The following is a 14,353-nucleotide window of genomic DNA, read 5'->3' on the forward strand; positions in this document are numbered from 1 at the left end:
ACGTTTTCTTGCAGTAGCCACATTTCACCCTGATTAATTTTCATACTAATTAAACGTTAGTAAAAAATTGGCGAAATACAAACTTTATGATGGGTGTCTACGTTATTGTGTTTAAGGCAAGAGTTGCTCATCTCTGACGATAAACTAAAAAATATTTCAGCCGAAATGAAAATAGCGCGTCATACATACAGTGCAATGATCCACTCTCAATTTACACAATGGTCACTCACTCCCAGTGAGCAAGAGGTCGCCCATGCTGTTATTAAAGGGATTAAGCTTTAAAGAAATAAGTGCAATAAGGCATACCAAGGAAAAAACTGTTCGCCAGCAAGCATCGGTCATTTACAGCAAAGCAAACGTTGAGGGGCGCCATGAATTTGCAGCTTGGTTTTTAGAGGACTTTATTGAAGTTGTGTGATCCTCAATTTTTAGTTAACTAGTTGCACTATCATTTAATATTACTGTTTACGTAGGCAGCTGTGCCTTCTTGGCCTATACTTTAAGCATCGCGACTTTTACGATCATGCGCGTTCCTTTTACTTAACCAATTGAATAGGCAGATTTTATAGAATTTGGTTGGATTATTTTTTTACTTGCAGTGGTGACTTAAAATGCACATCATACCCACACATTTTGTACTGGATTTAATTTATGCCTAAAGACATATTAGCTCGTAACAACGTCAAAATAATTGGCGATGGTGATACAACAATTATGCTCGCGCATGGGTTTGGCTGTGACCAAAATATGTGGCGATTTATCCAGCCTATGTTAGCCCCAAACTATAAATTGGTGCTATTTGATTATGTAGGGTGCGGTCAATCAGACACATCTGCTTTTAGTAAACAACGCTATCAATCACTAAACGGTTATACACACGATGTAATCGAGATTTGTGAAGCATTAAAACTCAAAGATATTGTCTTCATTGGTCACTCTGTTAGCAGCATTATAGGAATGCTCGCAGCTATTGAATCACCGAGTTTGTTTAAAAAAATTATAATGGTTTGCCCCTCCCCTTGCTTTCTTAACTTACCACCAAACTATTTTGGAGGCTTTGACAAAAGCGACTTAGAAGAACTAATTGATTTAATGGATAAAAACTACATTGGCTGGGCTAATTATTTGGCACCTCTCGTAATGGGGCAAAATAATAAAACTGAGTTAATTAACGAATTATCTGAAAGCTTTTGCTCAACCGATCCTAATTATGCCAAACCTTTTGCCAAAGCCACTTTCTTCTCTGATGACAGAGCAGCACTTGAAAAGCTCACACTGCCCACTTTGATATTACAAAGCAAAGAAGACAATTTAGCATCTGTTGAAATAGGCCAATATATGCATGAGAAAATAACAGACTCAACTTTAGAGATCATAAACGCCCATGGCCATTGTTTACATATGACGGACCCTGAAACCGTATTTAGTTTAATTAATCAATTTTTAGATGAATAAACCGACGCTTGACTCGTTTCCTTGCTTATTGATTGTAACTGACATGGAAACTAATAAACTCGAATATAGCAATCAATATGCAAACGATCTGCTTGGGTTAAATGTGAATGCTGAAAATAACTTATTTGATATTCTTTCAAAGGCTAGTTCTATTTTATTTGAAAGCTATATTAGACCCGCTATTTTTAGTGTCGGCTCTTGCGAAGAAATACAGATATCTTTACTTTTAAGTGATAAAAAGAAAGCACCAGCAGTTGCTCATATCAAGCTTTTGGATTCAAAACTATACTGGTCAATTTACGTTGCGGCGGCTCGTGATAAGCTCTATCAAGAGCTGCTGGCCGCAAGGGAACACCTAGAAAGTAAAACTGAAAAGCTAACGCTTCTTACCAGAATAGACCCGCTGACTAGTTTACATAACCGACGAGCTGCTACAGACGATTTAGCTAAAATCATTAATCAGCTAAAAAGGCAGTTTATGCCGGTGTCGTTTTTAACCATTGATATTGATTGGTTTAAAAAAATTAATGATCGCTTTGGCCATAACCGAGGGGATGAAGTGTTAACTGAACTATCATGTATTTTAAAACGGGTTACACGTGCTAGTGATATTGTTGCACGCTGGGGTGGAGAGGAGTTTTTAGTTGTACTATATAAAGCAAACCTTGAAGATACTCGCGCTTTTTGCAAACGCTTGCACGAAGAAGCCAGAAAAGTGAAACCAAGCTCAGACAGTACATTGTCTATTTGCATTGGTGTATCCGTTTTACAACCTGAGGATTTAGTTTATCCGGACGTAATCGACATGCAGATCAATAAAGCTGACGAAGCGTTATATAGAGCTAAAAATAGTGGCCGTAATAGAACTGAATTTTATGAAGAGGTAGTCCCTGATTGACTGTAACGTTTTATAAATACCTTTATCGGCACACGATCCGAAATTATTAAAAATAATGAAAGTTACATTGATGGTTGCTTTTTTCCCAGCTGTGCCTGCAATTTTTTTGCTCTAATAATAATTTGCTTGTCATATTGTGAGGGGGAAAGCCAAATCGAAGCCTCACTTTCATCAGCTAAGTATATATACCGTTCTAATGAAGATGCTATTGAAGCTTGCGTTAGCGCTGATTGGCCCTTTTCTATTTGCTGATAAAAAATTGTATTATCAGCCAACTTACTAATAACTGTTTGATACCCAAGTTCCATCATGAGCTTAAACCCGATAAATCCACTCACAGTTGCACCAAGTAAAAATGCAATAACCGCTATACTTGCTTTGTTCATTTTTACCCCGAGATATTTCAAGCTTTTGTGATGGATGCATCAGCCCTAAAATGTATTATATAAAGTAGACTAAACTATTTTACTTTTTAAACTCTCCATACAACCAGCTAAAAAACTTAATAAATGGGTAATAGAGTAAACTAAACATAATCAAATGCATTAATAAAGGGATTACATTATAAGTCCCTATATGAAAGCGATAAGTCACCTCAAGCCTATCTATAACAAACGATGCCAATAGAATGACACATACACTGGTTATGAATCTTACAAAATTGTATTCTTTTTCCCTACTCAATTCCAATAATCCTTTAATAACACCAAATAGTGCTTTGTTTTTTGAATTAATTGTACATATTATAGTTAAAACTAATTGTATTAACTACACACCACGCTAACAAAGAAAGTCAAGGTTGAAGGTCGATAATTAAGCAAAAAGAGCATTTTAAAGGGAATCAACATCTCGTTATGGTTTGAAGGGTAAACGGTTTGCTGATCATATTTAATCAATGCTTAAGCAACGGTTCTAAGCATTGAAACAATTATTAACTTCCTCGACAATAACACCCCTGCGCTTGTGTAATGGTTAAGCGTGAATTAAACCCCGCTTGCAAATTATTCATTACAAGTTCCACAAAACCATTGGAAGATGAGCAAGCAACACCTTCTGAAAGTGGTCCCGCATAGGCAAGTTCTCCTGCAGAATCGACAAGTACAGCACCAGGCCTATTTGGCAACAGTTCTTTGCTCATTTTAGCGGCATCTAATACCTTTACTTTAACATCGTAATTATTTGCTAATGAGGTTAACTGCTCTACATGGTCAGCTGAACGTTTAGAACAACCACATTCGGAATCAATAACAATAGTTAAAATAGCATCGCTTGGGTTTTGCCATTGAGTTTGTTTTTTAAAGTCATCAAGCCAACCATTTTTTAACAGTTTCTGTTGCGGATCAAAAGTACTGATTGATGAAAATTGAAAATAGACAAGCCCTGCTACAACGCTGATGAACCATATAAGAATAATGGCGTAAAGCTTGATGTTTTTCTTACTTGAATTTTGCAATGCTTTGCTCTAGAACATCGATGCTTACATCAATCATTTGCACTTTAGCCGTTAGCTTAGCAACAATCGCTGAATCTTGCTCCTGACTCATACGTAACGCGTCTGCACTCGCTGATATCTGTTCTGTATTACCTACTTGCTCAGCGACAACTTTCGCCACAGAGGTCGTACTGCTAGCAACCGTTTCAATTTGCTGCGACATGCCTAAAATATTCTCTTTCATAGTGAAGCTAATATCTGTTAGCTCTTCTACCACACTCATACATTGGTTCATCGACTGAGTTGATGTTTGACTATTACTTACTAAATCTTTAAGTGTATTTGAAATTTTATCTGTAATTTTTTTGCTGCTATTTGCGAGCGAGCGCACTTCATCCGCAACGACCGCGAAACCTCTCCCCTGTTCCCCGGCTCTAGCCGCTTCGATCGCTGCATTTAAAGCAAGTAAATTAGTTTGCTCTGCAATGCCTGATATCTCATTGAGGAGGTTAGATATTACATCCCCAGCTGCAACAAGTAATTTTATTTGTTCATCTGTATGATTTAAGTGACCACGTAATTCTTGGCTTTTGTCATCTGTTTTTTCAACATCACTTAACGTGTCTCCTGCGGCCAATGTAATTGCGTCAACCTGTTGTTTCAATACATTGCTTTCGTGCTCTACCGACGTAAAACCATGAGCAACGGAACTGCCTGAATGCGCTATATCATTAGTTTGCTGGGCACGTTTATCGGCAGCAGCGGCAAGTTCATCATGGACCTCAACCAATTCTTTGGAATTACTCTTCAACGAAAAAGACTGCATCTTAACTTGTTCAATCACTGTATTTAAAGACTCCAAAAGCGAGTTAAACCCTTGAACTGTAGTATTTTTTGTTTCATCGGCGCGGGTTGAAAGTAGAACATGCTCAGGATCATTCATTATTTTATCAGTGGCTGCGGTAAGTGATAGTCCTGCACGGCGCTCTCTTTGCAAAGTGATAGCAATATAGCCAGCAACTAAAGCCTCAACAATAGCGTAGGCAGCATGAATGATAACCGTGCTAAACGCTAAACGGTCTGGATCAAAAACGTAAAAGCCTGAGTTTTGAGTCTGCAAGAAATAAAATGAAAGGTGATGAATGGCTACTAATACAATGGCAGTTATGAATACCTGCCATTGCACAAACATAATTAAGACAGCCATTAAAATAAATATTTCAAAGTGCACCTCAATTAAGCCAAACGATTGTTGAATGTGCAAAAATGAAAACATAATAAGCGCAGCGCTTGCTACATGTGCCGTTAACTTGCGTTCAGGGTGTGTCCTTAGCAACCAAATAGGCAATATACACAGGGGAAGACCTATTAAAAAAGCAGGCATCAGAGTTGAAAAATAAATGCCTAGAGCGACTGACTCAACAAAAAGCAAAACAAATAAAACTGTAAAAAGACGGCTTCTATCAGTCATGTATACCCCTAAAAATAGTAGTTTAAACGTTTATTACATTCTGTTAGATCATTTGATGATAAAAAATTCGAGGTACCCTACTGCGCACAGCAAAGTTACTTTAGTATTATAGGTTACTTTACGATATTAAGTATTTTTTTAAAGGTTGCAGAATTTGCCACTTCTGCCCATTGAAAAATAATACTTTCTGCACTTGTAATCACCGCACCAGCACTTTGCATTTGATTGAGCGCAATATCACGATGGATTTCTTTGCGTGAACAAATACCGTCAGCAATCACAAACACCCTGTAGTCATGAGCAAGTAAATCTAAACATGTCTGGAGTACACACACATGTGCTTCCATTCCAACAACAATAATCTGGGGTTTATTGTAATCTGCAAGAAGCTGTTTAAATCCATTTTCTTTAAAAGCACTAAAATGCGTTTTATCAAAATAAGTTGCCCCCTTTAACACTGCTTTTAATGCCTCATCCGTGGTGCCTAACCCTTGTTTGTACTGCTCTGTTACAAGCTGTGGAATATCATACAGCTTAGCAGCGCTAGCAAGCTGTTCGGTCACATGTTTAATTTGCTCAAACTGAGCCATCACAGGACTTAACTTACTTTGAATATCAATTACTAACAGAAGGCTTTGTGAACAACTTACTGAGAATGTTTTTTTCATGTTAGTTCCTTATTATAAGCGTAATTTATTGACGCATTTTTTTTACACTTGTTAAAAATACACTTATAATTCACTCATTAATACACTATCGCTATGCTATATTAGTCTGTAGTAACGAATTGAGCAGGGTCAACTTATACGTGCGCTTCAGTACTTTTTTTATGCTAATCTTAGCTATGATGTATGCTATTTGTTGCCAAAAGGCATATGCTAACAACTATGCCCAACAATTGCAGCGCTTGTCGCCTGATGAAGGCCTTTCACAAGGTTATGTCACTGATATTATTCAAGATGATTTAGGCTACATTTGGGTTGGCACTCGCCAAGGGCTTAATCGTTTTGATGGCTACAAAGTCAATATCCTCCCTGCTTTTGATCAATACTCTATCGTTTTACTTAAGAAAACACGCGATAACAAGATTCTTGTATCTACAGAATTTTCTGGTGCCTTTATAATAGATCCAATCACATTGGCCGCAGAACAGATTTATTCAGGTAAATTAAATAAGGAAGATAAAGCGTTTTCACCTATCCTAGCGGTGACTCAAGACGAAAATGCATTTTACTTTGCAATTAATCACCACGTTTATTTTTATAACACGACCACAAAGTCAATGTCCCGCGAGTTCTCAATTAACAAAGAAGATCATATTGTAAGAGCGCTCACTGTTAATAAAAATTATCTGTACATAGGCACAACTAACGGTCTTTACTCTAAATCAATCATTGATGATTACACAACAAAAATCCCATTTCTGCCCGAATCAAAACAAAATGATTACAACACAAACGTTAAATATCTATCCATCGATGAACAGCTTAGTTTGATAATCGGAACTGTTGAAGGACTTTACTCCATCGACTTAATCCAAGGTACAAAGCTTGACTTAGCAAACGTTAAAACACTGGTGAACGACAATAACATTTGGGACTATACAACAACACAATACGGCGACTTCATTGCAACTGAAGCAGGCCTTTACCAATACCACAGCCAAAGCGGCCAAAAAGAGCTAATCCTTAAATTTGACCAAAGTAAGTTTCACTTTACAGATAACACAATACTTAAAGTATTAGTCGATAAATCTGGGGGTATGTGGTTAGCATCACGCTCTCAGGGTGTTTTTACGTGGCCAACACTCGCTCGACGCTTCAGTAATATTCAAATAACCCATAATGGGAAGTTACACAACAACGTTATTTATAGCGTGTTTCAAGATGAACAGAATTCAATTTGGTTAGGTACAGAAAATGGGATATCTCATCTTGATAGTGATTATAAAAGCACTACTTTTTTAGATACCCTAGATGAGAAAGCATTCTATGGTGAGTTTAGTGTGTATGGCATTACAAACGCAGATCTAGGTGAACCTACTCGCTATTTATGGCTGCTGTTGTATGAAGGCCTAGCTCTTTTTGATAAACAAACTAAACAGCTTGTGCCTCTTCCCTCACAAGGACTAACAAAAGATGTTATTAATCAACCGGGTGTATATGGTTTTCATCAAATAACAGCTGACACTTTCGCATTCTTCAACAGTGATAATTATTACCTATATGATGGAAAAACAGGGAAAACTCGCATTATTAAAGGTCTTCGAGACCTACTTGACCCTGAAACTTCTTATGCATTTTTAAAGCCCCTTTCAAATAAGCCTGATGAGTTACTTATAAGTGTTTCCGGTGCGCTATACCGCTATAACGTGACAACACAAAAACTGACCTTAATCTATGAAGTTGAGAACTATAACCCCCTTTCATATGTTGTCACCTACGACACGGTTATCGACTACAACAATACACTATGGCTTGCCTCTTCGCATGAAGGACTCATTGCATTAGATGCAACAACATATGAAGAAAAAACTCGCATTAATTTTGCCCAAGGTATTAATACTAAGTCTATTTTTGCATTACAAATAGATCAGTTTGGCTTTCTATGGGCAAGTAGCCAGAATGGTTTATATCGCGTAAATCTAAACACACTGCAAATAAACGCTTATTCCGTTAAAGATGGGTTAACAGTTAATGAGTTTAACCTTGATTCACATTCTTTACTTAATGATGGCCGCATTGCTTTTGGCACTACTTTGGGATTGTTGACATTAGCACCGCAGGATTTTTTAAGTGTGCCATATTCTGAAGAAAATTTAAAAACACAGATCACTGCAATTGAATTATTTTCGAGGGATCTTAATTATCACCCTGAACAATATAAAAACGACGTATTACAATTAAGTGCTGACGATATGGGCTTGGAAGTTAGCTTCTCTAACTTTGATTTTTTAAATATCGACAAAACAAGCTACAAGGTAACTTTGAAAGGCCCTACTTCGTTTACTTATGATAAGTACAAAAAGAATAAAGTCTTTTTTACAAAGCTTGCACCAGGAAACTATCAACTCTCTATTGCTGCTTACCTTAACAATAGCAATGGTATGAGCAAACCCACAAAGCTTAATTTTAATGTTGCCTATGCACCATGGCGTTCCCCATTGGCATTATTTGTATATGGATTAATTTCTTTATCTATTGTTTTTATTATTGTTTGGCAATACAGAACAAAACGCAACACAATCGAAAACTCCCACAAGCGAGTTTTACTATCTCAACAACAAACAGACTTGGCACTAAACAGTAGTAATAGTGGGGTATGGGAGGTCAATTTAAGCACAAGTTCAGGCTCACAAAACCGTTTAACCCAAGAGCTTGGCTATCAGGTGACTAGTCATGAAGTCGGTGTTAAAGAATTTGGTCAACTAATACATCCAGATGATAAAGCACATTTAATAAAAGCATGGAACGAATTCGTCTCTAATAATAGTAATAATCAATGGCAAGCTACATACAGGCTTAAACATGCAAAAGGGCATTGGCTTTGGTATCAAGATACAGGCCGTGTATCACAAAGAAACGAACAGGGCGAAATAACCAAGGTCTCTGGTATTTACACCAACATTACCCAACACAGAGCCAACGCCCAACTTGCTGCAGTTTTAGGTGAGGCCTTTAGCCAAATAAATGATTGGCTACTCATTTTAGATAATAATTATCAGCCTATTTCTGTTAATAACAGCTTTTCAGATGCATTTTCTATTAATTCAGATGCAGATAAGCTCAATATAAAACGATTTTTATCCGCTTTAGGTAAACGTCAATATGTTGAATATATCAATGTACTACGAACCTTAAAGGCAAAAGAAAACTGGCGTGGTGATGCATATATAAAAAGTAAAACAAACCCGTCACACCCTATCCATATCAGTATTACTGCTATTGCAAAGGAAACCAAAGCGATCAGTTATTACGTGATTGTTATTTCAGACTTAACAGAGCAAAAGCAAGCAGAGAACGAGTTACGCTATTTAGCGAATTACGACCCTTTAACAAAGTTACCTAACCGTACTTTGATGTACCAGAAAATCAATGAAGCCATTCAAGATGCCAATAAGAATGAAACTCTAGCAGCCTTACTATTTATCGATTTAGATAAATTTAAGCCTGTAAATGACTCCTTTGGGCATGCAGTAGGAGATCAGCTTCTTTGTAATATAACCCAGCGTATAAATAATATGTTGAGTAAAAACTCTGTCTTAGGCCGACAAAGCGGCGATGAGTTTTTATTATTGATACAAAACTTAAAATCACCTCAATCATTGAGTACTTTGGTTAAATCCGTTTCCGAAGAATTAGGAAAAAGGGTCGAAATTAATGACTTTGCTATTAATATTTCAGCAAGTATAGGTGTTGCTCTCTACCCTTTTGATGCCGACTCTGCGGATATGTTAATTCGCCACTCTGATATTGCCATGATGCATGCTAAGCAAGCAGGTAGAAATGGCTTTAAGTTTTTCACAGAGCAAATGAATGACAAAATCACCCAAAAACTCCTGTTAGAAAATGCTTTGAAGGATGCGTTTAAAGATGATTTATTATTCAACTATTATCAACCCATAGTTAATAATAAAACTAAAAAAATCAATGCGGTTGAGTTATTGATGCGTTGGAAACACGAGGACAACTTTGTATCTCCCGCTAAGTTTATTCCTATCGCAGAGGAGGCAGGCTTAATTGATGTGTTGACTGAACAAGCGTTAGACAGAGCTTTAAGTGAGCTCTCTTCGTTACTGCGCTCAAATCCTCGATTTTATCTTTCGCTAAATTTATCACCGGTACACATTTTGAAATCTAATCTAAGTGAGCGACTGCTTCTAATTTTAGCCCGTCATCATATTAAGCCATCTCAACTGCGGTTAGAGATCACTGAAAACACCTTGCTAGAAGACAAAGAAAAAGCATCAAAACAATTACATTCACTGAGAAATGCAGGGTTTAAGTTATTACTTGATGATTTTGGTACTGGCTACTCTTCATTGACTTATTTAAGTCAATTTCCAATTGATGTTATTAAGATAGACCAGAGTTTTGTCAGAAATATCGGCTCTGACGCTTCAAATGAATCAATTATCAAAACAATTTACTTGCTTGCTGAGAACTTGGGGCTTTATTGTATTGCTGAAGGTGTTGAGACGCTTGAGCAGATAGAGTTTCTAAACAAACTTGGCTGTCACGATTTTCAAGGTTATTACTTTGCCAAACCGATGCCAGCAACTGAACTCTTAAAAGAGTCGACGCTAAATCAAGTAATAAAGCAATTAGACTGCATTTAATTGTTCGCCCACTTAACTAAGCAATTATATAATTGAGCTCTATCAACGGGTTTTGATATGAAGTCGTTCATACCTACCTGTAAGCATTTTTTCTTATCTTCTTCAAAGGCATTAGCAGTGATAGCAATAATTGTGACTGGGCCGAACTGTTGCGCATTTTTGCGTATTTCTCTGGTACATTGATAACCGTCCATATTCGGCATCTGACAATCCATCAATATCAGATCAAATTCGTGCTTGCGCATACACGAAAGCGCTAATTCACCATCCCCAGCAGTTTGCAAAGAACACCGAGTGTCTGCCAGCATTTTCGATATTACAATTTGATTAATAGGGTTATCCTCTACTAACAGAATACGAAAATTGGACAAGTCAGGTATTGCCATCTGCTTTTCTTCAATTTCAGCTGACTGCGCAAGCTCAATTGGTAATGATAAAGAAAAACAGCTCCCCTCGCCTACCACACTGCTTACCTCAAGCTTACCACCCATCAAGGTTAAAATACGCTGACAAATGGCTAACCCTAGCCCTGTGCCACCATAGTGCCGAGTTGTTGATATATCAGCCTGAGTAAACTCCTTAAACAAGGAAGCTTGTTGCGATTGCGAAATACCTATACCAGTATCTTGAACTGCGACTAGTAAATTCCCGTCTTTATGATCAACCTGTAATTTAATTTTACCTTTAGCTGTAAACTTACCTGCGTTGCTTAATAGGTTGTTGATGACTTGGCTTAAACGCAACCCATCAACCAATATAACTTTGGGAACATTAGGCGCAATAAGTAACTCAAAAGTCACGCCTTCTTTAACGCCTGTATTACTAAACACTTGTCCAGCTTGATTAAGTAATTGACGCACGTTCACACTTTGGTCATCAAGCTTCAGCGCACCCGCCTCTATCTTAGAAAAGTCCAAAATGTCGTTTAATATCAATAATAGATTGTTTGCGCTCTGCTGGATCATTTGCAGTTGCTCGCAACTTTCATTTTCAAGCGTATTTTCGGTCAATAGAATATCCGTTAAACCAATAATGCCATTGAGAGGTGTTCGAATTTCATGACTCATATTGGCCAAAAATTGTGACTTAGCCTGACTTGCCTTATTAGCAAGAGCCACCGCTTTTATTAATTCGTTTGTTTTCTCGTTTACCTGCTCTTCCAGTTTATAATTGAAGTCTTTTAGCTTTGAATTGAGGGCTTTGTTTTCAATGTTTGCTTGTTCAAGTTCATTAAAACTATTACTGAGCTTAATCGCCATTACGCCAAATTGTTGTTGAAGATTGTGCACTTCTAGCCATGAGCGATTGTCATGAGGCAAGGTAACTGTAGACTCCTTAGGATCAAACTCATCAATCTGTGTACTTAAATCTTCTATCGGCCTTACTAACCACCTAGACAAACGCGTGATAAATATACCTATGAGGACAATAATAACAAAGGCTAAAAACAGCGATTGAAGCCATGCGCCAGCTGCAACCAAATTAGCATGCTTTCTATTGAATAAAGTAATGACATACCACTGCTGCTCTGGAGATTTAAATAATTGAGCATAATATTGCTCACCATCAATTGTCTGCTCCATAATAGCTCGTTCATTGCCTTTAAGCTGCGCCAAGTCTGAGTTACTAATTGGGGTTAGTACAGGGTACTGCTTAGCTAATGTACTAAAAACAATTTGCTGACTAGCATCCAAAACAATAAGCTCGCCTTCATTATCAAAAAAGCTTGGTCTAAATTGCAATAATGTGCCAAATACCAGTGACCCTTCAACGATGCCTTGAAACTCACCATTTTTTACAATTGGTGCAGAAACTCCCACAATAGGAACATCGCCCAACCCACGACTCTCAAATATATTTGAGATATAACCGTTTGGTCTTTCTTTGCCAATAATGTAGTAATCCCTATCAGCAATGGATGGTGCGTCATCATTTAAACTTTCTTTAAGACTAATGGGATTAAATACACGAGCAATCGCATTTGCATCACTAATTATTGACGAGCGTAAATTTGGGTATTGCGCCATTAAGTTTTCAAGTGCAACCTCTTCATCCATTCCATGTTCAATTGCTTTTGCCGTTAACACTACCCCACGACGAAAATCATTTAAGTAAAGATCTATCTTGGCGGCAATATCTTTTGATTTATCCAGCAGCTGTGATTTAACCTCGTATTCGATACGAGTATAGTGGTTGTTTGTTAACAAAATGGTGGTTAACAACACGACGAGTACGACCAACAAACTCACTATATAGTTAAGAATTTGATACAAGGATAAGCCACTGCGTTGCCAAGTTTGCCTGATAAAGAAGAAGCTTATTAAATCAATAACGATTAATGTGATTGCAGCATTTAAAAAGTATTTAACTAAGGCTGTAAATACACCCAACAGGTGAATATCTACAACAAAAACGCCAATTAAACCAAGCAGCGGTAAACCTATAGTTAACCAATAGGCTATGCCTATAAAAAATAGTGGCTTAGCGCGGCAGTAGCAGAAATAATAGAGCCAAAAAACTTCCCCCATGAAAACGATTGAAGGCCAGCAATGTCCCCAGCGATAAAATATGAAAGCCGCACTAACACAACAAGCAAACAAGGCATAGCGCAAACCAAAGAACAAAAGGGAGAGTAAAACAAAAAGCTGGCCGAACAAAAACTCTGAACTGTCTAAAAACCAAAATGGTAATAGATTTGCAAAACCAGCTAGCACCGCCAGTATAATGGAGCAAAAAAGTACAAAATAACGATGCTGAAATATAACCAAGAACATGTCCTAATTATTAATAACTACCACTAAAAGTAAGGGAAAAAACCTTCTTTGCCAAGTTAAAGTTATTAAAAACTGTCCAATTTCATAGTTAATGAAGGCATCCGTTACTTTCAATCTGTAAAACGCTTTCTGCGATATTAAACCGCTTAGCCAACAGCTGCTCTACTTTCAATCGACAAGCTTCATCATGCTTTTCTTTAGTGCAATGTTGTTTCAATACGACATGGGCACCTACAACTAGCTTCTTTTCGCGACGCGTTACTGTCACATTGTGGACATTTTCCACATGTTCAACTTGGCTGATCGATGATTCAATATCATTGACGTCTGGTAATTTGGCGTTACTTTGCGATAACCCTTTAACACAAGAGATTATCACTTTAATTCCAGTGAAAAATACAAATAATGCGATAAGCATACTTGATAATATATCTATAACTGTCCAACCGGTGAGATAAATAAGGACACCTGCAATAAAAGTCGAAACAGTTGATATAAGATCAAAGAATGAATGAAGAAATACAGCATATACGTTAATGCTTGCTTTACGCCCTTTATATAATACCCATGCAGCAGCGCCATGAAATAAGAATCCAATCGCAGCGATTACAGACATTAAATAACTATTTACAGCAACACCTTCTCCCTCATGGTGATGAAGTAATCTCTCACCTCCCTCAAACAAAATAACCAAGCTGATCGCTAAATAAAGACAACCATTGATTAAGCCGCCCGTTAACTCAGCTTTTTGATAACCATCGTTATATGTTTTGGCTAAATGAATTGCTAAGCTAGATGCTAATAAAGCAATAAAAAGTGAGCTATTATGTACAAATAGATGGCCTGCATCTGCTAGCACGGCAAGAGAGTTTGCATAATAAGCACCCACGACTTGGATAATCATAAAAGAGCAAGTGATTGCAAGTGCAATTAAAAGGCGTCGCCGAGAAGCTTTATGCGTCGTAATATCGGTCATGAAGGTGTG

9 protein-coding genes and 1 pseudogene are annotated in these 14,353 nt (G+C 37.4%); 4 read left to right on the forward strand and 6 right to left on the reverse strand.

The window, feature by feature from the left end; translation table 11 throughout:
- Nucleotides 1-132: 132 nt before the first annotated feature.
- The 3 genes and pseudogenes from CSC79_RS18525 to CSC79_RS18535 all read left to right on the forward strand — a co-directional run.
- Nucleotides 133-418 (forward strand): annotated as a pseudogene (locus CSC79_RS18525) (helix-turn-helix transcriptional regulator); the annotation flags it as partial.
- Nucleotides 419-651: 233 nt separating this feature from the next.
- Nucleotides 652-1,455 (forward strand): alpha/beta hydrolase, encoded by an 804-nt coding sequence (locus CSC79_RS18530; protein WP_099297400.1) that lies wholly within the window; start codon nucleotides 652-654, stop codon nucleotides 1,453-1,455.
- A gap of 43 nt (nucleotides 1,456-1,498) precedes the next feature.
- Nucleotides 1,499-2,353: a GGDEF domain-containing protein gene (locus CSC79_RS18535; RefSeq protein ID WP_180270456.1), complete on the forward strand. Its 855-nt coding sequence runs from the start codon at nucleotides 1,499-1,501 to the stop codon at nucleotides 2,351-2,353.
- Between the two features lie 62 nt (nucleotides 2,354-2,415).
- Here the strand turns inward: CSC79_RS18535 and CSC79_RS18540 are convergent, their stop codons facing one another.
- The 4 genes from CSC79_RS18540 to CSC79_RS18555 form a co-directional block, all read right to left on the reverse strand.
- Complete coding sequence (locus tag CSC79_RS18540; protein ID WP_099297404.1) at nucleotides 2,416-2,739, reverse strand: hypothetical protein; 324 nt, start codon at nucleotides 2,737-2,739, stop codon at nucleotides 2,416-2,418.
- A gap of 545 nt (nucleotides 2,740-3,284) precedes the next feature.
- The gene (locus tag CSC79_RS18545) at nucleotides 3,285-3,806 is read right to left on the reverse strand and encodes a DUF6436 domain-containing protein (RefSeq protein WP_099297406.1); all 522 of its coding nucleotides are present in this window, start codon (nucleotides 3,804-3,806) and stop codon (nucleotides 3,285-3,287) included.
- The gene (locus CSC79_RS18550; protein ID WP_099297408.1) at nucleotides 3,790-5,256 is read right to left on the reverse strand and encodes a methyl-accepting chemotaxis protein; all 1,467 of its coding nucleotides are present in this window, start codon (nucleotides 5,254-5,256) and stop codon (nucleotides 3,790-3,792) included. Before CSC79_RS18550 ends, CSC79_RS18545 begins: the two co-directional genes overlap by 17 nt.
- A 113-nt stretch (nucleotides 5,257-5,369) precedes the next feature.
- The gene (locus CSC79_RS18555; RefSeq protein ID WP_099297410.1) at nucleotides 5,370-5,924 is read right to left on the reverse strand and encodes an isochorismatase family protein; all 555 of its coding nucleotides are present in this window, start codon (nucleotides 5,922-5,924) and stop codon (nucleotides 5,370-5,372) included.
- Between the two features lie 161 nt (nucleotides 5,925-6,085).
- Between CSC79_RS18555 and CSC79_RS18560 the strand changes: the two genes are divergently transcribed.
- Nucleotides 6,086-10,594, forward strand: a complete 4,509-nt coding sequence (locus tag CSC79_RS18560; protein ID WP_237114061.1) for an EAL domain-containing protein — start codon at nucleotides 6,086-6,088, stop codon at nucleotides 10,592-10,594.
- Here the strand turns inward: CSC79_RS18560 and CSC79_RS18565 are convergent.
- Together CSC79_RS18565 and CSC79_RS18570 are read right to left on the reverse strand one after the other, a co-directional pair.
- Nucleotides 10,591-13,122: a response regulator gene (locus CSC79_RS18565; RefSeq protein ID WP_237114062.1), complete on the reverse strand. Its 2,532-nt coding sequence runs from the start codon at nucleotides 13,120-13,122 to the stop codon at nucleotides 10,591-10,593. The genes CSC79_RS18560 and CSC79_RS18565 overlap by 4 nt on opposite strands.
- Nucleotides 13,123-13,456: 334 nt before the next feature.
- A complete protein-coding gene (locus CSC79_RS18570; protein WP_099297414.1) occupies nucleotides 13,457-14,344 on the reverse strand; it encodes a cation diffusion facilitator family transporter in 888 nt (295 codons plus the stop codon).
- Nucleotides 14,345-14,353: the final 9 nt, after the last annotated feature.

The organism is Pseudoalteromonas sp. 3D05 (assembly GCF_002723455.1).
GTDB lineage: Bacteria > Pseudomonadota > Gammaproteobacteria > Enterobacterales > Alteromonadaceae > Pseudoalteromonas.